General features: G+C 48.7%; 19 protein-coding genes and 1 riboswitch. Of the genes, 13 read left to right on the forward strand and 6 right to left on the reverse strand.

Annotated elements, in window-relative coordinates:
* Positions 1–135: 135 nt before the first annotated feature.
* Positions 136–2169, reverse strand: coding sequence for a methionine--tRNA ligase (gene metG, locus ACK8NJ_RS08715; protein ID WP_411962518.1), 2034 nt, complete (start codon positions 2167–2169; stop codon positions 136–138).
* A gap of 131 nt (positions 2170–2300) precedes the next feature.
* Here metG and apbC point away from each other — a divergent pair, with 131 nt between their 5' ends.
* The 6 genes from apbC to ACK8NJ_RS08745 all read left to right on the forward strand — a co-directional run bounded on the left by apbC (position 2301) and on the right by ACK8NJ_RS08745 (position 9088).
* A complete protein-coding gene (apbC, locus tag ACK8NJ_RS08720) occupies positions 2301–3410 on the forward strand; it encodes an iron-sulfur cluster carrier protein ApbC (RefSeq protein ID WP_001005448.1) in 1110 nt (369 codons plus the stop codon).
* A gap of 262 nt (positions 3411–3672) precedes the next feature.
* Entirely contained in the window at positions 3673–3954 is a 282-nt protein-coding gene (locus ACK8NJ_RS08725) for a YehE family protein (protein ID WP_001559436.1), read from the forward strand.
* 295 nt (positions 3955–4249) lie between these two features.
* Entirely contained in the window at positions 4250–4792 is a 543-nt protein-coding gene (locus tag ACK8NJ_RS08730; RefSeq protein ID WP_000830468.1) for a fimbrial protein, read from the forward strand.
* Between the two features lie 80 nt (positions 4793–4872).
* Entirely contained in the window at positions 4873–5547 is a 675-nt protein-coding gene (locus tag ACK8NJ_RS08735; protein WP_000677340.1) for a fimbria/pilus periplasmic chaperone, read from the forward strand.
* Positions 5548–5562: 15 nt separating this feature from the next.
* Complete coding sequence (locus ACK8NJ_RS08740) at positions 5563–8043, forward strand: fimbrial biogenesis outer membrane usher protein (protein WP_411962357.1); 2481 nt, start codon at positions 5563–5565, stop codon at positions 8041–8043.
* A gap of 10 nt (positions 8044–8053) precedes the next feature.
* Positions 8054–9088: a fimbrial protein gene (locus ACK8NJ_RS08745; RefSeq protein ID WP_137511327.1), complete on the forward strand. Its 1035-nt coding sequence runs from the start codon at positions 8054–8056 to the stop codon at positions 9086–9088.
* A gap of 81 nt (positions 9089–9169) precedes the next feature.
* On the opposite strand, the gene rcnB is transcribed toward ACK8NJ_RS08745, so the two are convergent.
* Both rcnB and rcnA read right to left on the reverse strand, forming a co-directional pair.
* Positions 9170–9508, reverse strand: coding sequence for a Ni(II)/Co(II) efflux transporter accessory subunit RcnB (gene rcnB / locus ACK8NJ_RS08750; RefSeq protein ID WP_000153067.1), 339 nt, complete (start codon positions 9506–9508; stop codon positions 9170–9172).
* A 218-nt stretch (positions 9509–9726) separates the two neighbouring features.
* Positions 9727–10551 carry a nickel/cobalt efflux protein RcnA gene (gene rcnA, locus ACK8NJ_RS08755; RefSeq protein WP_096251654.1) on the reverse strand — a complete coding sequence of 275 codons (825 nt, stop codon included), beginning with the start codon at positions 10549–10551 and terminating at the stop codon, positions 9727–9729.
* Positions 10552–10671: 120 nt separating this feature from the next.
* Here rcnA and rcnR point away from each other — a divergent pair, with 120 nt between their 5' ends.
* The 5 genes from rcnR to ACK8NJ_RS08780 all read left to right on the forward strand — a co-directional run bounded on the left by rcnR (position 10672) and on the right by ACK8NJ_RS08780 (position 14433).
* Positions 10672–10944 (forward strand): Ni(II)/Co(II)-binding transcriptional repressor RcnR, encoded by a 273-nt coding sequence (gene rcnR, locus ACK8NJ_RS08760; protein WP_000019944.1) that lies wholly within the window; start codon positions 10672–10674, stop codon positions 10942–10944.
* Between the two features lie 91 nt (positions 10945–11035).
* A riboswitch (TPP riboswitch) is annotated at positions 11036–11132 on the forward strand.
* A 34-nt stretch (positions 11133–11166) separates the two neighbouring features.
* Positions 11167–11955 carry a hydroxyethylthiazole kinase gene (gene thiM / locus ACK8NJ_RS08765; protein WP_411962358.1) on the forward strand — a complete coding sequence of 263 codons (789 nt, stop codon included), beginning with the start codon at positions 11167–11169 and terminating at the stop codon, positions 11953–11955.
* Positions 11952–12752 (forward strand): bifunctional hydroxymethylpyrimidine kinase/phosphomethylpyrimidine kinase, encoded by an 801-nt coding sequence (gene thiD, locus ACK8NJ_RS08770; RefSeq protein ID WP_001559421.1) that lies wholly within the window; start codon positions 11952–11954, stop codon positions 12750–12752. Before thiM ends, thiD begins: the two co-directional genes overlap by 4 nt.
* Positions 12753–12816: 64 nt before the next feature.
* Positions 12817–13635 carry a glycoside hydrolase family 25 protein gene (locus ACK8NJ_RS08775; protein WP_411962359.1) on the forward strand — a complete coding sequence of 273 codons (819 nt, stop codon included), beginning with the start codon at positions 12817–12819 and terminating at the stop codon, positions 13633–13635.
* A 51-nt stretch (positions 13636–13686) separates the two neighbouring features.
* The gene (locus ACK8NJ_RS08780) at positions 13687–14433 is read left to right on the forward strand and encodes a GntR family transcriptional regulator (protein WP_000434038.1); all 747 of its coding nucleotides are present in this window, start codon (positions 13687–13689) and stop codon (positions 14431–14433) included.
* On the opposite strand, the gene ACK8NJ_RS08785 is transcribed toward ACK8NJ_RS08780, so the two are convergent.
* Genes ACK8NJ_RS08785 through ACK8NJ_RS08795 form a run of 3 tightly spaced genes read right to left on the reverse strand, consistent with a single transcriptional unit; the run spans position 14407 to position 17647 of the window.
* The gene (locus ACK8NJ_RS08785; protein WP_000011967.1) at positions 14407–15372 is read right to left on the reverse strand and encodes a carbohydrate kinase family protein; all 966 of its coding nucleotides are present in this window, start codon (positions 15370–15372) and stop codon (positions 14407–14409) included. The genes ACK8NJ_RS08780 and ACK8NJ_RS08785 overlap by 27 nt on opposite strands.
* Complete coding sequence (locus ACK8NJ_RS08790; RefSeq protein WP_000846191.1) at positions 15369–16373, reverse strand: ADP-ribosylglycohydrolase family protein; 1005 nt, start codon at positions 16371–16373, stop codon at positions 15369–15371. The genes ACK8NJ_RS08785 and ACK8NJ_RS08790 overlap by 4 nt, the downstream gene beginning before the upstream one ends.
* Positions 16370–17647, reverse strand: coding sequence for a nucleoside permease (locus ACK8NJ_RS08795; protein ID WP_000858471.1), 1278 nt, complete (start codon positions 17645–17647; stop codon positions 16370–16372). The genes ACK8NJ_RS08790 and ACK8NJ_RS08795 overlap by 4 nt, the downstream gene beginning before the upstream one ends.
* Before the next feature lie 256 nt (positions 17648–17903).
* Between ACK8NJ_RS08795 and fbaB the strand changes: the two genes are divergently transcribed.
* Together fbaB and gatY are read left to right on the forward strand one after the other, a co-directional pair.
* Positions 17904–18956 (forward strand): class I fructose-bisphosphate aldolase, encoded by a 1053-nt coding sequence (fbaB, locus tag ACK8NJ_RS08800; protein WP_000129551.1) that lies wholly within the window; start codon positions 17904–17906, stop codon positions 18954–18956.
* A 229-nt stretch (positions 18957–19185) separates the two neighbouring features.
* Positions 19186–20040, forward strand: coding sequence for a tagatose-bisphosphate aldolase subunit GatY (gatY, locus tag ACK8NJ_RS08805; protein ID WP_411962360.1), 855 nt, complete (start codon positions 19186–19188; stop codon positions 20038–20040).
* Positions 20041–20055 lie beyond the last annotated feature (15 nt).

Raw genomic sequence — 20055 nt, forward strand, 5'->3', positions numbered from 1 at the left:
ATCCCTGTAATTTTATCCAGTTGAATGCAGATGCTACCAGTATTTATGCGGGTTAGAGAGAGACAAAATCGCAAGAAAACAACTTTAGGAATTTATAAAGAAAAGGCGCTGTCGATGCAGCGCCTTGAAGGGGAATTATTTCACCTGATGACCCGGTTTAGCACCGGCATCCGGGCTTAGCAGGAAAATATCTTTCCCGCCAGGACCGGCAGCCATCACCATGCCTTCGGAGATACCGAAGCGCATTTTACGTGGTGCCAGGTTAGCCACCATAATGGTATGACGACCAATCAGTGCCTGCGGATCCGGGTAAGCAGAACGAATGCCGGAGAAGACATTGCGTTTTTCACCGCCGAGATCCAGCGTCAGGCGCAGCAGTTTGTCAGAACCTTCAACAAACTCTGCATTTTCAATCAGCGCCACGCGCAGGTCAACTTTAGCGAAGTCGTCAAAGGTGATGGTTTCCTGAATCGGATCATCTGCCAGTGGGCCAGTTACTGGCGTGGCAGCTGCTTTCACTTCTTCTTTAGACGCTTCCACCAGTGCTTCAACCTGCTTCATGTCGATGCGGTTATACAGTGCTTTGAACGGATTCACTTTATGCGCCAGCAGCGGTTGCTGGATACCATCCCAGGTCAGTTCCGTATTGAGGAATGCTTCTGCGCGCTCGGTCAGTTTCGGCAGTACCGGCTTCAGGTAAGTCATCAGCACGCGGAACAGGTTGATGCCCATCGAGCAAATTGCCTGCAGGTCGGCATCGCGGCCTTCCTGTTTCGCCACCACCCACGGAGCCTGTTCATCGACATAGCGGTTAGCCAGATCAGCCAGCGCCATGATTTCGCGGATCGCTTTACCAAATTCGCGGCTTTCCCATGCTTCACCAATCACTTCGGCGGCATCAGTGAAGGTTTTGTACAGTTGAGGGTCAGCCAGTTCGCTTGCCAGCACGCCGTCAAAACGCTTGTTGATAAAGCCAGCGTTACGGGAGGCCAGGTTAACCACTTTATTCACGATATCGGCATTCACACGCTGAACGAAATCTTCCAGGTTGAGATCGATATCATCAATGCGCGAAGAGAGTTTCGCAGTGTAGTAGTAACGCAGGCTGTCGGCGTCAAAATGATTCAGCCAGGTGCTGGCCTTAATAAAGGTACCGCGAGACTTAGACATCTTCGCGCCGTTCACCGTCACATAGCCATGAACAAACAGGTTAGTCGGCTTGCGGAAGTTGCTGCCTTCCAGCATTGCTGGCCAGAACAGGCTGTGGAAGTAAACAATATCTTTGCCGATGAAGTGATACAGCTCGGCGGTGGAATCTTTCTTCCAGTATTCATCGAAGCTGGTGGTGTCGCCGCGTTTGTCGCACAGATTCTTGAAGGAACCCATGTAGCCAATCGGCGCATCCAGCCAGACGTAGAAATATTTGCCCGGTGCGTTCGGAATTTCAAAACCGAAGTATGGCGCATCGCGGGAGATATCCCACTGTTGCAGGCCAGATTCAAACCACTCCTGCATTTTGTTTGCCACTTGCTCCTGCAACGCGCCGCTGCGGGTCCATGCCTGCAACATTTCGCTGAAAGAGGGCAGATCAAAGAAGAAGTGTTCAGAATCACGCATTACCGGCGTAGCACCAGAAACCACCGATTTAGGCTCGATCAGCTCAGTCGGGCTGTAGGTCGCGCCACAAACTTCACAGTTATCGCCGTATTGATCCGGGGATTTACATTTCGGGCAGGTGCCTTTTACAAAACGGTCCGGCAGGAACATGCCTTTTTCCGGATCGTACAGCTGAGAGATAGTGCGGTTTTTAATAAAACCGTTCTCTTTCAGGCGAGAATAAATAAGTTCTGACAACTGGCGGTTCTCTTCGCTGTGCGTCGAGTGATAGTTGTCATAGCTGATGTTAAAGCCTGCGAAATCAGTCTGATGCTCCTGACTCATTTCGCCAATCATCTGCTCCGGGGTGATACCAAGCTGCTGAGCTTTCAGCATGATCGGTGTGCCGTGGGCATCGTCGGCGCAAATGAAGTTGACCTCGTGGCCGCGCATTCGCTGGTAACGGACCCAGACATCAGCCTGGATGTGCTCCAGCATATGGCCGAGGTGGATTGAGCCGTTAGCGTACGGCAGTGCGCACGTCACCAGAATTTTCTTCGCGACTTGAGTCATAGTAGGCATTACTTCTTAATAGTGAAAAGGGGTTAGATAGTACCAAATGGGAAAATGTTAAGTAAGTACTTCTCTATATTCTTCAGGTAAACTATCAGCTGATGGTTTATCTATACAAAAAAGGAGTCGGGATGAACGAACAATCCCAGGCCAAATCACCAGAAGCCTTGCGCGCAATGGTCGCCGGGACACTGGCCAATTTTCAGCACCCAACCCTGAAGCATAACCTCACCACGCTGAAAGCGTTGCACCATGTCGCCTGGATGGACGACACGTTGCATGTGGAACTGGTTATGCCATTCGTCTGGCATAGCGCGTTCGAAGAGTTAAAAGAGCAATGTAGCGCCGAACTGCTGCGCATCACCGGGGCGAAAGCTATCGACTGGAAACTGTCGCACAATATCGCCACCTTAAAACGCGTGAAGAATCAGCCGGGAATTAACGGCGTGAAGAACATCATTGCGGTCAGCTCCGGTAAAGGCGGCGTGGGTAAATCCTCCACGGCGGTAAACCTGGCGCTGGCACTGGCGGCGGAAGGGGCGAAAGTCGGCATTCTGGACGCCGATATCTACGGCCCATCAATCCCCACCATGCTGGGCGCAGAAAATCAGCGTCCAACTTCGCCGGACGGTACCCATATGGCACCGATTATGTCTCATGGACTGGCAACCAATTCAATTGGTTATCTGGTCACTGACGACAATGCGATGGTGTGGCGTGGTCCGATGGCGAGCAAGGCGTTAATGCAGATGTTGCAGGAAACCTTGTGGCCGGATCTCGACTATCTGGTGCTTGATATGCCGCCAGGCACCGGTGACATTCAATTGACACTGGCACAAAACATTCCAGTAACTGGTGCGGTCGTGGTCACCACCCCACAAGACATCGCGTTGATCGATGCGAAAAAAGGCATTGTGATGTTCGAGAAAGTCGAGGTTCCGGTGCTTGGTATTGTCGAGAACATGAGTGTGCATATTTGCAGTAACTGTGGTCACCATGAACCGATTTTCGGTACCGGTGGTGCTGAGAAACTGGCTGAAAAATACCACACACAGCTGCTGGGGCAGATGCCGTTACACATCTCCTTACGTGAGGATCTCGATAAAGGCACGCCAACGGTTATCAGCCGTCCGGAGAGCGAATTTACCGCTATCTACCGCCAGCTGGCTGACCGCGTTGCAGCTCAGCTCTATTGGCAGGGTGAAGTCATTCCAGGCGAGATTTCCTTCCGCGCGGTCTAACGCCTATTAACCATTCTGGTTATTCTTCATACACCGCAGAGATGTTACATTGATGCGGTGTATTTGTTTTTGCCGCATTAATGAACACTTATTTAATACTGCGAATATTCTGCGGACCTTCGTCCGAAACTCTACAAAGTCGATTGATCATACAGGCAATGCTTCATTATCATCCTTCGTGGCTGTGTAGTGGATGTACAGCTATAGTTTGTTATGCACTCATTCTATCCAGGCATAACCTTTACTACAGGGATAACGTTCAATGAATAAGTACTGGCTGTCAGGAATTATTTTTCTTGCCTATGGAATGGCTTCTCCCGCGTTCTCTTCACAGACTGCCACATTAACGATTAATGGCAGGATCAGTCCCCCAACATGCAGTATGGTTATGGTTAATGGTCAACCTCAACAGCATTGTGGTCAGTTAACGTATGATGTTGATACCCGTCATCAGGTTTCTTCGCCAGTCAAAGGTGTAACGACAGAAGTGGTTGTTGCAGGTAGCGATAGCAAACGTCGAATCGTGTTAAATCGCTACGATTAATTTGCCACCCTGGTTTTTTAATCGGATTTAGAAAGCTGAAATCATTCGTGTGAATGATTTCAGCTTTTTTATTGATATCAATAATACCATTTACAAAAATCTGCATTAATTAATAGATGTGATAAATATTTAATATGCTTAAGTATTTGTTGTATTTATATTGCAATAGTTAATTTGTTTTAAATCAATAAAACAATATGTTTACATTGCGGCAACTTTTTTGATGTGAGAAATTTGTTTCCAAGAGATACAGACTCTTAACAACCAAAAAATAAATTTTATTAAGGAACATATTATGAAACGTTCAATTATTGCTGCCGCTGTCTTTTCTTCTTTTTTTATGAGCGCTGGGGTATTTGCCGCAGACGTTGATACCGGAACATTAACCATTAAAGGGAATATTGCAGAATCTCCGTGTAAATTCGAAGCGGGTGGCGACTCAGTAAGTATTAATATGCCAACTGTACCAACCACTGTCTTTGAAGGTAAAGCTAAATACTCGACCTATGATGATGCAGTCGGTGTAACCAGCAGCATGTTAAAAATTAGCTGTCCGAAAGAAGTTGCTGGTGTAAAACTCTCGTTGATTACCAACGATAAAATAACCGGAAACGATAAGGCGATAGCCAGTAGCAACGATACCGTGGGGTACTATCTCTATTTAGGTGATAACAGCGATGTCCTGGATGTTTCTGCACCTTTTAACATTGAGAGTTATAAAACAGCGGAAGGTCAATATGCTATTCCGTTTAAAGCAAAATACCTGAAGCTGACAGATAATTCAGTGCAATCAGGTGATGTGTTATCTTCTCTGGTTATGCGTGTGGCGCAGGATTAATAAATAAAATTTCAAGTTTCTCCAGTTAATAAACATGGCCGCTATCCCCATGGCGGCCTTTTAATTTAAGAGGCATTAAGATGAAAGGATTATTAGCTTTACTCATTTCTTCTATGGTCCTTCCTGCACATGCCGGTATTGTTATCTATGGGACGCGTATTATTTACCCGGCAGAAAATAAAGAAGTGATGGTGCAGTTGATGAATCAGGGAAACCGTTCTTCGCTGCTGCAGGCGTGGATTGATGATGGCGATACGTCGTTACCACCAGAAAAAATTCAGGTTCCTTTCATGTTAACGCCACCAGTGGCAAAAATAGGGGCAAATTCCGGGCAGCAAGTAAAAATCAAAATTATGCCGAATAAACTGCCCACTAATAAAGAGAGCATTTTTTATCTGAATGTTCTGGATATTCCACCAAATAGTCCAGAGCAAGAGGGCAAGAATGCACTGAAATTTGCAATGCAAAACAGAATCAAATTGTTTTACCGGCCTGCGGGTATTGCGCCGGTAAATAAAGCGACATTTAAAAAGTTACTGGTAAATCGCAGTGGCAATGGATTGGTGATAAAAAATGACTCAGCAAATTGGGTAACGATTTCGGATGTCAAAGCTAATAATGTCAAAGTCAATTATGAAACTATTATGATTGCCCCCTTAGAAAGTCAGAGTATTAATGTCAAAAGTAATAATGCGAATAACTGGTATCTGACCATTATCGATGACCATGGCAACTATATTAGTGACAAAATTTAATTGCAGGAGCTGCCTATGTTGAGAATGACCCCACTTGCATCAGCAATCGTAGCGTTATTGCTCGGCATTGAAGCTTATGCAGCTGAAGAAACCTTTGATACCCATTTTATGATAGGTGGAATGAAAGACCAGCAGGTTGCAAATATTCGTCTTGATGATAATCAACCCTTGCCGGGGCAGTATGACATCGATATTTATGTCAATAAGCAATGGCGCGGGAAATATGAGATTATTGTTAAAGACAACCCGCAAGAAACATGTTTATCAAGGGGAATTATCAAGCGGTTAGGCATTAATACCGATAACTTTGCCAGCGGTAAGCAATGTTTAACATTTGAGCAACTTGTTCAGGGTGGGAGCTATACCTGGGATATCGGAGTTTTTCGTCTCGATTTCAGTGTACCGCAGGCGTGGGTGGAAGAACTGGAAAGTGGCTATGTTCCACCGGAAAACTGGGAGCGGGGTATTAATGCGTTTTATACCTCTTATTATGTGAGTCAGTATTACAGCGACTATAAAGCGTCGGGTAATAGCAAGAGTACATATGTACGTTTTAACAGCGGGTTAAACTTACTGGGGTGGCAACTGCATTCTGATGCCAGTTTCAGTAAAACAAATAGCAATCCAGGGGTGTGGAAAAGCAATACCCTGTATCTGGAACGTGGATTTGCCCAACTTCTCGGCACGCTTCGCGTGGGTGATATGTACACATCAAGCGATATTTTTGATTCTGTTCGCTTCAGCGGTGTGCGGTTGTTTCGTGATATGCAGATGTTGCCTAACTCGAAACAAAATTTTACTCCACGGGTGCAGGGGATTGCTCAGAGTAACGCGCTGGTAACTATTGAACAGAACGGTTTTGTGGTTTATCAGAAAGAGGTTCCTCCTGGCCCGTTTGCGATTACAGATTTGCAGTTGGCCGGTGGTGGAGCGGATCTTGATGTCAGCGTGAAAGAGGCGGACGGTTCGGTAACCACCTATCTGGTGCCTTATGCAGCGGTGCCAAATATGCTGCAACCTGGCGTATCGAAATATGATTTTGCGGCGGGTCGTAGCCATATTGAAGGGGCAAGCAAACAAAGTGATTTTGTCCAGGCGGGTTATCAGTATGGTTTTAATAATTTATTGACGCTGTATGGTGGCTCGATGGTCGCGAATAATTATTACGCGTTCACTTTGGGGACTGGCTGGAATACACGCATTGGTGCCATTTCCGTCGATGCCACGAAGTCGCATAGTAAACAAGACAACGGCGATGTGTTTGACGGGCAAAGTTATCAAATTGCCTACAACAAATTTGTGAGCCAAACGTCGACGCGTTTTGGTCTGGCGGCCTGGCGTTATTCGTCGCGTGATTACCGGACATTTAACGATCACGTTTGGGCAAACAATAAAGATAATTATCGCCGTGATGAAAACGATATCTATGACATTGCCGATTATTACCAGAACGATTTTGGCCGTAAAAATAGCTTTTCTGCCAATATGAGCCAGTCATTGCCAGAAGGCTGGGGTTCTGTGTCCTTAAGTACGTTATGGCGAGATTACTGGGGGCGTAGCGGCAGCAGTAAGGATTATCAGTTGAGTTATTCCAACAACCTGCGACGGATAAGCTATACCCTCGCGGCAAGCCAGGCTTATGACGAGAATCATCATGAAGAGAAACGATTTAATATTTTTATATCGATTCCCTTTGATTGGGGTGATGACGTTACGACGCCTCGTCGGCAAATATATATGTCTAACTCAACGACGTTTGATGATCAGGGGTTTGCCTCAAATAATACGGGATTATCAGGAACCGTTGGAAGCCGGGATCAGTTTAACTATGGGGTCAACCTGAGTTATCAGCATCAGGGAAATGAAACGACAGCTGGGGCGAATTTGACCTGGAACGCGCCGGTTGCGACAGTGAATGGCAGTTATAGTCAGTCGAGTACTTATCGACAGGCTGGAGCCAGTGTTTCAGGGGGCATTGTCGCCTGGTCGGGGGGCGTTAATCTGGCGAACCGTCTTTCCGAAACGTTTGCAGTGATGAATGCGCCAGGAATTAAAGATGCTTATGTCAATGGGCAAAAATATCGCACAACAAACCGTAATGGAGTGGTGGTATATGACGGAATGACACCTTATCGGGAAAATCACCTGATGCTGGATGTGTCGCAAAGCGATAGCGAAGCAGAATTACGCGGCAATCGGAAAATTGCCGCCCCTTATCGCGGCGCGGTTGTACTGGTTAATTTTGATACCGATCAGCGCAAGCCCTGGTTTATAAAAGCGTTAAGAGCGGATGGGCAACCATTAACGTTTGGTTATGAAGTCAATGATATCCACGGTCATAATATTGGCGTTGTCGGCCAGGGAAGTCAGTTATTTATTCGCACCAATGAAGTACCGCCATCGGTTAATGTAGCAATTGATAAGCAACAAGGACTTTCATGCACAATCACCTTCGGTAAAGAGATTGATGAAAGTAGAAATTATATCTGTCGGTGAGAGGTGGAATATGATGTTCAGAAATGGAATGTTACTAATATTTATTTTATGGGTTAATTTTACCTGGGCTGGATGTCGTACCACTGCATCATTAAATATTACTGATAGTATTAATGTGGGGGAGATTTTAGCGAATGAGGTTTCCTTTAGTAAAAGTGTTGTGTTTACTGGGATATCTTGTGATACGAGCACGGATAAAATAGTCTATAAAAATATCCAAAGTGATTGGGTTGAAGTCGGGCCTTTTGGTAATGGCGAAAAGTTAAAGGTTAAAATAGAGTCTTTAGGTAAAACCAGTGACACGATTGGGAAATCCAGCAATGCGCAGGCAGTATTACCCTATGTGGTTAAAATATCTAAAGGCACACCTGATTTTACTGGAGAAAGAAAACCTACCTGGTTTCTTTCAGATACTGTGATTGCAAATATTGGCGGTGAGTCATCTTCATCCATTGACTTTTGGTTGAGCATTTGTAAGACATTGAAGATTAACTGGTGTGTAAGTTATCTCACCAGTAAACTGGCGGGGGATACATTTACGCTTGGATTAAGTATTTCCTATTATCCTAAAAATACGACCTGTAAGCCTGAAAACACAATAATAAAAGTAGATGATATTGCCTTGTCCCAACTCAGAAGTCAGGGAAAGATTACGGCGAATAGTAAGGAAGGAATAATTACGTTGAAATGTGATAATCTTTTCGGCGACACAAAACAAGCATCGCGGAATATGGTCGTATATCTTTCCAGCAGTGACTTAGTTACAGGAAGCAATACAATTTTGCGCGGCAACATAGATAATGGTGTAGGATTTGTGTTGGATCTAAAAGAACCACCCAAAGGGACTGAAGCAGCCATCAAAATTTCTGCTAGCGGCGATCAGGGCGCGGCGACATCATTATGGAAAACAGATAAAACCGGGGCTTCTTTAAATAGTAATATTATTAATATACCTGTCCTGGCCAGTTACTACGTCTACGATACAAACAAAGTTAAATCTGGCGCACTGGAGGCAACCGCATTAATCAACGTGAAATACGACTAATAACAAGCAAGACGAGCAAGTGGCTAATAATAAAAAATAACAAGGTGTCTGCATTTCCCCCTCATGATGAGGGGGCTTTTTTTAGCGATGATAAAAAATCTCACCGTCGTAGGCTTTAATGATTTTACCGTCGGTGTCGCTGATCAACACGTACGCGCCACCCATATAGGTCCAGTGCGTCCCGGCATCAGGCGCGGGCAGGTTACGTAACTGCCACTGCTTAATGTTGTACTCATCGGTGCGGTACATCTCTGGGACGGTATCGCCTGGTTTGAAATGCTTAAAGTCAGCAATGAAACTGCTTAACTCATACTTAGAAATTCCCGAGGTATTGGTCGAACCCGCGGTGGCTGGTGCGGCCCAGGCGGCACTGGTAACCAGCAAAAGCGCACCCAGCAACATCTTATTTTTAATGGTCATAAACTCTCCACTTTGGGGATCTGTAATATCAGTCGCATATCTTTCCTGCCATACAATATAACTGACAAGCGATATTTTGTTAGTGATCCCATGATTTCGTAAAAAGTGTAAATGAAAGGATGCCCTAAAAGCATCCTTAGCGAGCAGAGAGTCAGCGGAAATAGCTGATTTAAGAATCATCCTGGGCTGAAGATAACATGCAAGCCTAAAGGATTGAGTTATCGCATTATGCCCATGAAGCCATGTATGCCCATATACACACCAACTAAGCCAATCAACAGACTGGAAAAATAGGGGGCGCGTTTAGCGAGAGTGTTAAATCCGCTCCAGCGTTTTGCGACCTGCTGAACGCTGATTGCTGCGCCAACGCCTACGGTGACAAGCGTTAACGCCAGGCCAATGCTGAAACTGACGACCAGTGTTGCGCCCAGTGTCAGGGCTTTCAACTGAATGCATATCAACAGCACGGTAATTGCTGCCGGGCAGGGGATAAGGCCACCGGTTAAGCCAAATAGCAAAATTTGCCAGTTGGTGACCTCTCTACCATCAAAGCGTCGTTTAATGTCATTGGCATGGGCTCGTGCATGGGCATCCTGATACTCGCCATGTTCGTGATGGTGATGATGTCCATGGTCGTGGTGATCTTCGTGATCGTGGTGATGATGCTCATGATCATGCTCGTGCATATTCTCCAGCCAGTTGCGTTCGCCGCGCCAGGTACGCCAGAACATCCAGAACGCGGTGCCAATAATGATCACTGCGGAAATCAACTGGAGCCACGGTTCCGCCGACTGCGCAGTAAAGCGTTTGCTGATCACCATCCCGCCAAAGGCAATTAACCAGACCACTGCGGTATGCGAAATGGTTGCTGCCAGTCCAAGCATCACCGCCTGTTTAATGGTGCCTTTGATGGCGATGATAAACGCCGCCATCATCGTTTTTGAGTGCCCTGGTTCCAGGCCATGAAGCGCACCAAGTAAGATGGCGCTGGGGATGAAGAACCAGGCGTTTCCTTGCTGAAGAAGAGTGGTAAATTCGGTCATGATAATAATTCTTAGTATTAATTCGGCAATCTGATTCTACTCCCCCCCAGTACCTGATACTACCCCCCAGTAGATTAATAGTGCTATGATTTTTCATGTTCTTGTTAACCAGGTGTTGCCATGTCTCATACAATCCGTGATAAACAGAAACTGAAAGCGCGTGCCAGTAAGATTCAGGGCCAGGTCGTGGCGCTCAAGAAAATGCTCGACGAGCCGCACGAATGCGCTGCAGTTTTACAACAGATTGCTGCTATCCGTGGCGCGGTAAACGGTCTGATGCGGGAAGTGATTAAAGGTCATCTGACGGAACACATCGTTCACCAGGGGGATGAGCTAAAACGTGAAGAAGATCTGGATGTCGTTCTGAAGGTGCTGGATTCTTATATCAAATAATTTATTAACGCGATTGTAAAACTGCGGTTTTTACTCGTTTACAACGCGTGCGCTGGACATTACCATCCTCCTCTGCGATTTATTATCGCAACCAAACGACTCGGGGTGCCCTTCTGCGTGAAGGCTGAGAAATACCCGTATCACCTGATCTGGATAATGCCAGCGTAGGGAAGTCACGGACCACCAGGTCATTGCTTCTTCACGTTATGGCAGGAGCAAACTATGCACGTCGACCTGCTGAGTTCCGCGCAATCTGCGCACGCGTTACACCTTTTTCACCAACATTCCCCTCTTGTGCACTGCATGACCAACGATGTGGTGCAAACCTTTACTGCCAATACCTTGCTGGCGCTCGGTGCATCGCCAGCGATGGTTATCGAAACCGAAGAGGCCAGTCAGTTTGCGGCTATCGCCAGTGCGTTGCTGATTAACGTTGGCACACTGACGCAGCCACGCGCACAGGCGATGCGTGCCGCCGTTGAGCAAGCAAAACGCTCTCAAACACCCTGGACGCTTGATCCGGTTGCGGTTGGTGCACTCGACTATCGCCGCCGTTTTTGTCTGGAACTTCTGTCTCATAAGCCAACCGCCATACGTGGTAATGCTTCGGAAATCATGGCATTAGCTGGCATTGCTAATGGCGGACGGGGAGTGGATACCACTGACGCCGCAGCTAATGCGATACCCGCTGCACAAACACTGGCACGGGAAACTGGCGCAATCGTCGTGGTCACTGGCGAGGTGGATTATGTTACCGATGGTCGTCGCACCGTTGGCATTCACGGCGGCGATCCGTTAATGACCAAAGTGGTAGGAACTGGCTGTGCATTATCGGCAGTTGTCGCTGCCTGTTGTGCGTTACCAGGCGATATGCTGGAAAACGTCGCATCTGCCTGTCACTGGATGAAACAAGCCGGAGAACGCGCAGTCGCCAGAAGCGAGGGGCCAGGCAGTTTTGTTCCACATTTCCTTGATGCGCTCTGGCAATTGACGCCGGAGGTGCAGGCATGAAACGAATTAACGCTCTGACGATTGCTGGTACTGATCCGAGTGGTGGTGCGGGGATTCAGGCCGATCTTAAAACCTTCTCGGCACTTGGCGCTTATGGTTGCTCAGTGATTACTGCACTGGTGGCGCAAAATACCCGTGGCGTACAGTCGGTGTATCGCATTGAGCCTGATTTTGTCGCCGCCCAGCTCGATTCGGTGTTCAGCGATGTGCGAATCGACACCACTAAAATCGGTATGTTGGCGGAAACCGATATTGTTGAAGCGGTGGCAGAACGGTTGCAACGTTATCAGATCCAAAACGTGGTACTCGACACCGTTATGCTGGCAAAAAGCGGCGACCCACTGCTTTCACCTTCGGCAGTTGCCACGCTACGCAGTCGATTATTGCCACAGGTTTCATTAATAACGCCAAACTTGCCCGAAGCAGCCGCCTTGCTCGACGCGGCACACGCGCGCACCGAACAGGAAATGCTGGAACAAGGGCGATCGCTGTTGGCGATGGGCTGTGGCGCAGTGCTAATGAAAGGTGGTCATCTGGATGATGAGCAAAGCCCGGACTGGCTGTTTACTCGCGAGGGAGAACAACGATTTACTGCACCGCGCATTATGACCAAAAACACCCACGGCACTGGTTGTACGCTCTCTGCGGCGTTGGCTGCACTACGCCCGCGCCATACAAACTGGGCTGACACCGTACAGGAGGCAAAAAGCTGGCTTTCATCGGCGTTAGCCCAGGCCGACACGCTGGAAGTTGGTCACGGTATTGGTCCGGTTCACCACTTCCACGCCTGGTGGTGAGCACCTTACTATAGCTGCTTTGGTTATTGTCAGCCTTTGGCACTGACATTCAGGGATGAAACCAATGCAGCTAAGAATCACCAGTCGAAAAAAACTCATCGCTTTATTATGCGCTCTTGGGCTAATTTCCATCGTTGCGATTCATCCGCGTCAGACGGTGAATTTTTTCTATTCGACAGCAATTCAGATTAAAGACTACATCCACTTCTACGGTTATCGCCCGGTTAAATCTTTCGCTATTCGCATTCCTGCCAGTTACACCATTCACGGAATAGATGTTTCGCGCTGGCAGGAGCGAATCGACTGGCAGCGGGTGGCAAAAATGCGCGATAACGGTATTCGCTTACAATTTGCCTTTATTAAGGCGACGGAAGGCGAAAAGCTGGTGGACCCCTATTTTTCGCGTAACTGGCAACTAAGCCGCGAAAATGGCCTGCTGCGCGGGGCGTATCATTATTTTTCCCCGTCGGTATCCGCTTCAGTTCAGGCGAGATTATTTCTGCAAACGGTGGATTTCTCACAAGGCGATTTCCCTGCCGTGCTGGACGTAGAAGAACGGGGAAAATTATCGGCAAAAGAATTACGCAAGCGGGTAAGTCAGTGGCTAAAAATGGTCGAAAAAAGTACGGGGAAAAAGCCAATTATTTACTCAGGAGCCGTTTTTTATCACACGAATCTGGCGGGCTATTTCAATGAATATCCGTGGTGGGTGGCTCACTACTATCAACGTCGTCCGGACAATGACGGAATGGCCTGGCGCTTCTGGCAGCATTCCGACCGTGGACAGGTAGATGGCATCAATGGTCCGGTGGATTTTAATGTATTTAATGGCACGGTGGAGGAGTTGCAGGCATTCGTTGATGGGATTAAAGAAACGCCTTAAATAAGAAGCAGTGATATACTCCCACCAGACTCCCTGGCAGGAAAAAGACAAATGGAACAAGCGCATACCCAGCTGATTGCCCAACTGAACGAACGTATTTTAGCGGCGGATAACACGCCGCTTTATATTAAGTTTGCCGAAACGGTAAAAAATGCCGTGCGCAGCGGGGTGCTGGAGCATGGCAATATTTTGCCCGGTGAGCGTGATTTAAGTCAGTTAACCGGCGTTTCGCGCATTACGGTGCGCAAGGCGATGCAGGCGCTGGAAGAAGAGGGCGTGGTGACGCGTTCGCGTGGTTACGGCACGCAGATCAACAACATCTTCGAATACTCGTTGAAAGAAGCGCGAGGTTTTTCTCAGCAGGTGGTGTTGCGCGGGAAAAAGCCCGATACGCTATGGGTTAACAAGCGTGTCGTGAAATGTCCCGAAGAAGTCGCGCAGCAGCTGGCGGTCGAAGCGGGAAGTGATGTCTTTTTGCTTAAGCGTATTCGCTATGTCGATGAAGAAGCGGTATCGATTGAGGAATCGTGGGTTCCGGCACATTTAATTCATGATGTTGATGCCATCGGGATTTCTCTTTATGACTACTTCCGCAGCCAGCACATTTACCCACAACGTACGCGTTCCCGCGTTAGCGCCCGGATGCCGGATGCCGAGTTTCAGTCACATATTCAGTTAGATAGCAAAATACCGGTGCTGGTGATCAAGCAAGTGGCGCTTGACCAACAGCAACGGCCTATTGAGTACAGCATCAGCCACTGTCGCAGCGATCTATACGTTTTTGTGTGCGAGGAGTAGTTCCTCGCGCGTTGGCGCACAATCACCGCCCCGATGCCCGACAACCCACGACGCCACTGCATTGCCCAGTAATACGGCATCCGCCAGTGGCAGACCAGAGGCCAGCCCGGCAAGTACGCCACCTGCATGACTGTCGCCCGCCCCAATGGTGTCTACAACTTGCGTTGGAAATGCCGGAATGCAGCCAGAAGCGTCGTTGCTGAAATACCATGCGCCCTCTTTATCGAGACGAATGATCAACGGCGCGGCAAATTTCTCCTGCCATTGCTTGCCAAGTGTTGTTATCTCTGCGGATAAAGCAAAACGTTCGGCGGCAATCTCAGCCTCCTGACGATTGAGTGACACTAAAGGTCGACAGGCCATGATCCGCGCCAGTAATGCGTCCGGGATATCGCCAATACGTGGGCCAAAATCGATAAACGGCGTCACGTCTTGCAGCTTTTCCAGCCATTCCACTAACAATTCGCCGCAGGGCGAGGCCAGTTGATAACCGGAAAAATAGAGCAGGCTGCCAGGTGCAACGGTTAATCGCGCCAACCATTGGCGATTCCATTGATTTTCCACACCGCTGAACGACATAAACGTGCGTTCGCCATCCGGCTCAACCAGCGCCAGACACCAGCCGTTATCACCTTCGGCGTTATCGATCAGGCTGATTAAGCCCTCTTTTGCCATCCGGTTGCGAATAATCTCCGCCCATACCCCCTGACCGAGCGGCAAGGCATTACCCGCTTCGATGCCGAGGCGCTTTAACGCCACGGCAATATTCAGTGCGCAGCCGCCAACGTTAACGCTCTGCTGTTTCAGTTCGATATCGCACCCACGCCAGGGGAGGGCATAAGCGTCGGCGATCACATCAATGACCGCCGCGCCAATCACCATAACAGGCTGACGCGTGGTTAATTCAGGCAGCAGCGTGTGTAATCGAGCGCCGCTCATACCGCCTCCCGTTGTTGACGATATTTCGCCAGCGCTGTGGCATAGCGGTTGAAATCAAGCTGATTTACCGCATCCAGCTCCGCCTTTAACGCAGGATCGATAGCGTTAATGCCATGCAACGCGCCGCAGATTGCCGTCGCCATAGCACCGATGGTGTCTGTATCGCCGCCAAGGTTAGCGCACAGGACGGCGCAACGGTTCGGGTCGGTTTGTGCCAGTTCAACCAGCGCAATGGCGCACGGAACGGACTCAATAGTGCTGGTACCTGCGCCAACGACCTGATACAGCTGTTCGCTGGCGGATTCGGTGCCGTCGGCATTGCGCACAATTTTCAGCGCAATCTCCAGACGTGCTGCCAGTGAGGCGCTGAAGGTGGTGATGCGTTTTTGCTGTGCATGTCGCGCAATTGAAGGCAGTGAATCAACAATCGCTGACCAGCTTTCTCCGTCAATGGCACGAGAAATCGCCCATGCGATGACTACCGCACCTGCAACCGCCAGATCGGATTTATGGGTCGGGCTGGACGCCAGCGCCACATCATCAATAAAGGAATCAACATCGCGCGCCGGAAGCAAACAACCTAATGGCGAGACGCGCATCGCTGCGCCGTTGGTCACGCCGTTGTTTTCCAGTTCAGCAACGGGTTTACCGTCGCGAATGGCGTTAAGCGCAATCTTCGAGGTCGGACCTAGTACGTTTTTATTAAAGGCGTCGAAACGCAGCGCCCAGTCGAGAATATTACGCCCAATCAGATCCGGATCGATCTTGCCTTTACGTTCCAGCAACGCATCCGCCAGACACAGCGCCATCGAGGTATCGTCGGTGAATTCGGCGCGGTTAAAATAACAGGCCGCGTTATTCTCCTTTGGTCCAGGCAGAAAATGGTCAATCCAGCCAAAGTGTGCTTTAACGCGGCTGCGTGGCCAAAGCTCGGAGGGCATCCCCATCGCATCCCCTAACGCCTGCCCATAAAGAGCACCGAGAATACGTTCTGTTTTCATTTAACTTCCCCTTGTGTCAACGCAATATCGCGATCATCGACCTTGATAGCCGTAATTTCGTTGTCGGATTCGCGGAAAAAAATCATGAACAGTACGGCGATAATGGCTATCATCACCGCGCCGAAAGTCCACATCCCGGACCAGTTGAAAGTCAGTCCGTTTACCGGTTCCTGATAAGCGAACATCTTTTCCATCATCACACCGCCAAGACGATAGCCGAGCAAACTGCCGAATCCCTGGCAGCAGAGCGTGATCAGCCCCTGCGCGGCGGTACGCATATGCACGGGGGCTTTTTTATCGACATAGATGTAAGCGGTAACGTAGTAAAAATCGTAACTTACGCCGTGAAGCAAAATACCGAGGAACAGTAACGCGTAGGTGAAATATTCATCCGCACTACCGTAAATAAAGAAGCCATAGCGGATCGCAGCGGTGACCAGACCAAGCAATAATACCTTTTTGATACCAAAGCGTTTAGTGAAAAACGGCAATGCCAGCATAAAGAAGATTTCAGAGAACTGGCCGAGCGTCATCCAGCCGGTAGCGTTTTTCATGCCGACTTCGGTCAGATACCCGTTGGCAAAGATGTAATAGAACGCCAGTGGCATCGCAAACAGAAATGAACAGAAGAAAAAGACGAGGAAGTTTTTATCGCGCAGCAGGATCAGAGCATCCAGGCCGAGCATGACTTTAATGTCCATTTTGCCGGTGCTTTTTGGCGGCGTGTCGGGCAGGAAAAACGCAAACACACCGAGCAGAGCAGAACTTCCGGCGGTAATCAGCAGCGGGATGTTAGTCGGAGAGATATCGGCATAACCCAGCATTTGCGGCAAAAATCCACATGCCAGACCGGAGGCAATCCAGCCGATAGTGCCCATCACACGAATGCGCGGGAAATCACGCTCCACATCCGGCACGTTGGCAAAAGCGATACTGTTAGTCAGCGCAATGGTCGGCATATAGGTTAGCGAGTAGGCCAGCAGTAACGGGAAGAACCCGGCAAAAGTGGTCTGTTGCGCAGCGAAATACATCAGCGCCGCACCAGCGAACATCAATACCGCCAGCACTTTCTGCGCCGAGAAAAAGCGGTCAGTGATGGAGCCAACCAGAATTGGCGACAGGATCGCCGCAATGGCGGTACAGGCATACGACCAGCCAATTTCTCCGGCACTAAAACCGCTTTTACTTAACCACAACCACAATGGCACAAACCACGCGCCCCAGATAAACCATTCAACAAACATCATGAACGACAGCTTTGCTGTTGTTTTCATCTTTTAATTCCTTCATGACAGGTAATGTAAGGTACGCGATGACAATACCATTTAATAATACCTTTTAAATACCTTTGCGGTGAAAACTTGACCGCGGTAACATTTTTTCTGATGAATCGAGCCAACAGAAAACGCTGAAAAAACATCCAAAAGATGGAAAAACTCGCCCTTAACGACCAGGATTATGATTGCCCGCAAAAGGCGGGCCAGGACAATCCATAGCCGATATCCAATCGGAATTTACGGGAGCATAGTAATGACAGATATTGCGCAGTTGCTTGGCAAAGACGCCGACAACCTTTTACAGCACCGTTGTATGACTATTCCTTCTGACCAGCTTTATCTCCCAGGACATGACTACGTAGACCGCGTGATGATTGACAATAATCGCCCGCCAGCGGTGTTACGTAATATGCAGACGTTGTACAACACCGGGCGTCTGGCTGGCACAGGATATCTTTCTATTCTGCCGGTTGACCAGGGCGTTGAGCACTCTGCCGGAGCTTCATTTGCCGCTAACCCGCTCTACTTTGACCCGAAAAACATTGTTGAACTGGCGATCGAAGCGGGCTGTAACTGTGTGGCGTCAACTTACGGCGTGCTGGCATCGGTATCGCGGCGTTACGCGCATCGCATTCCATTCCTCGTCAAACTTAATCACAACGAGACGCTAAGTTACCCGAATACCTACGATCAAACGCTGTATGCCAGCGTGGAGCAGGCCTTCAACATGGGCGCGGTGGCGGTTGGGGCGACTATCTATTTTGGCTCGGAAGAGTCACGTCGCCAGATTGAAGAAATTTCTGCGGCCTTTGAACGCGCGCATGAGCTGGGCATGGTGACCGTGCTGTGGGCCTATTTGCGTAACTCCGCCTTTAAGAAAGATGGCGTTGATTACCATGTTTCCGCCGACCTGACAGGTCAGGCGAATCATCTGGCGGCAACCATAGGTGCAGATATCGTTAAACAAAAAATGGCGGAAAATAACGGCGGCTATAAAGCGATTAATTACGGTTATACCGACGATCGCGTGTACAGCAAGTTGACCAGCGAAAACCCGATTGATCTGGTGCGTTATCAGTTAGCTAACTGCTATATGGGCCGCGCAGGGTTGATAAACTCCGGCGGTGCTGCAGGCGGTGAAACTGACCTCAGCGATGCAGTGCGTACTGCGGTTATCAACAAACGCGCTGGCGGAATGGGGCTGATTCTTGGACGTAAGGCGTTCAAGAAATCGATGGCTGACGGCGTGAAACTGATTAACGCCGTGCAGGACGTTTATCTCGATAGCAAAATTACTATCGCCTGATACGCCTCATACGAACAGCACTACCCCGTAGGACGGAAAAGGCGTTTACGTCGCATCCGGCATAAAAACACGCGCACTTTGCTACGGCTTCCCTATCGGGAGGCCGTTTTTTTGCCTTTCACTCCTCGAACAATTTTCATATTGTCGTTTTTGTGATCGTTATCTCGACATTTAAAAACAAATAATTTCATTATATTTTGAAATCGAAAACAAATGGCAGGATATGAAAATGTACGTGGTATCGACAAAGCAGATGCTGAACAACGCACAGCGCGGCGGTTATGCGGTTCCGGCATTCAATATTCACAATCTCGAAACGATGCAAGTGGTGGTAGAAACCGCTGCCAACCTGCATGCGCCGGTCATCATCGCCGGAACGCCTGGCACATTTACTCATGCTGGTACAGAAAATCTGTTGGCGCTGGTCAGCGCGATGGCGAAGCAATATCACCATCCACTGGCAATTCATCTCGACCATCACACGAAATTTGACGATATCGCTCAGAAGGTTCGTTCTGGCGTGCGCTCAGTCATGATTGACGCCTCGCATTTGCCTTTTGCGCAAAATATTTCACGGGTCAAAGAGGTGGTGGATTTTTGCCATCGCTTTGATGTCAGCGTCGAAGCGGAGCTGGGGCAACTTGGCGGCCAGGAAGATGATGTGCAAGTCAATGAAGCCGATGCTTTTTATACAAACCCCGCTCAGGCGCGTGAATTTGCCGAGGCAACCGGAATTGATTCCCTGGCGGTCGCCATCGGCACGGCTCATGGTATGTATGCCAGCGCACCGGCGCTTGATTTTTCTCGACTGAAGAACATTCGCCAGTGGGTGAACTTACCGCTGGTGCTGCATGGCGCGTCAGGGTTATCGACTAAGGATATTCAGCAAACCATCAAACTGGGGATATGCAAAATCAACGTTGCAACAGAGCTGAAAAATGCCTTCTCGCAGGCGTTAAAAAATTACCTGACCGAGCACCCTGAAGCGACCGATCCCCGGGATTATTTGCAGTCGGCTAAATCCGCAATGCGCGATGTGGTGAGCAAAGTGATTGCCGATTGTGGCTGCGAGGGCAGGGCATAACGCACCTGCCATTTA

Source organism: Escherichia sp. F1 (assembly GCF_046764225.1).
In the GTDB taxonomy this organism is placed as follows: Bacteria; Pseudomonadota; Gammaproteobacteria; order Enterobacterales; family Enterobacteriaceae; genus Escherichia; species Escherichia coli.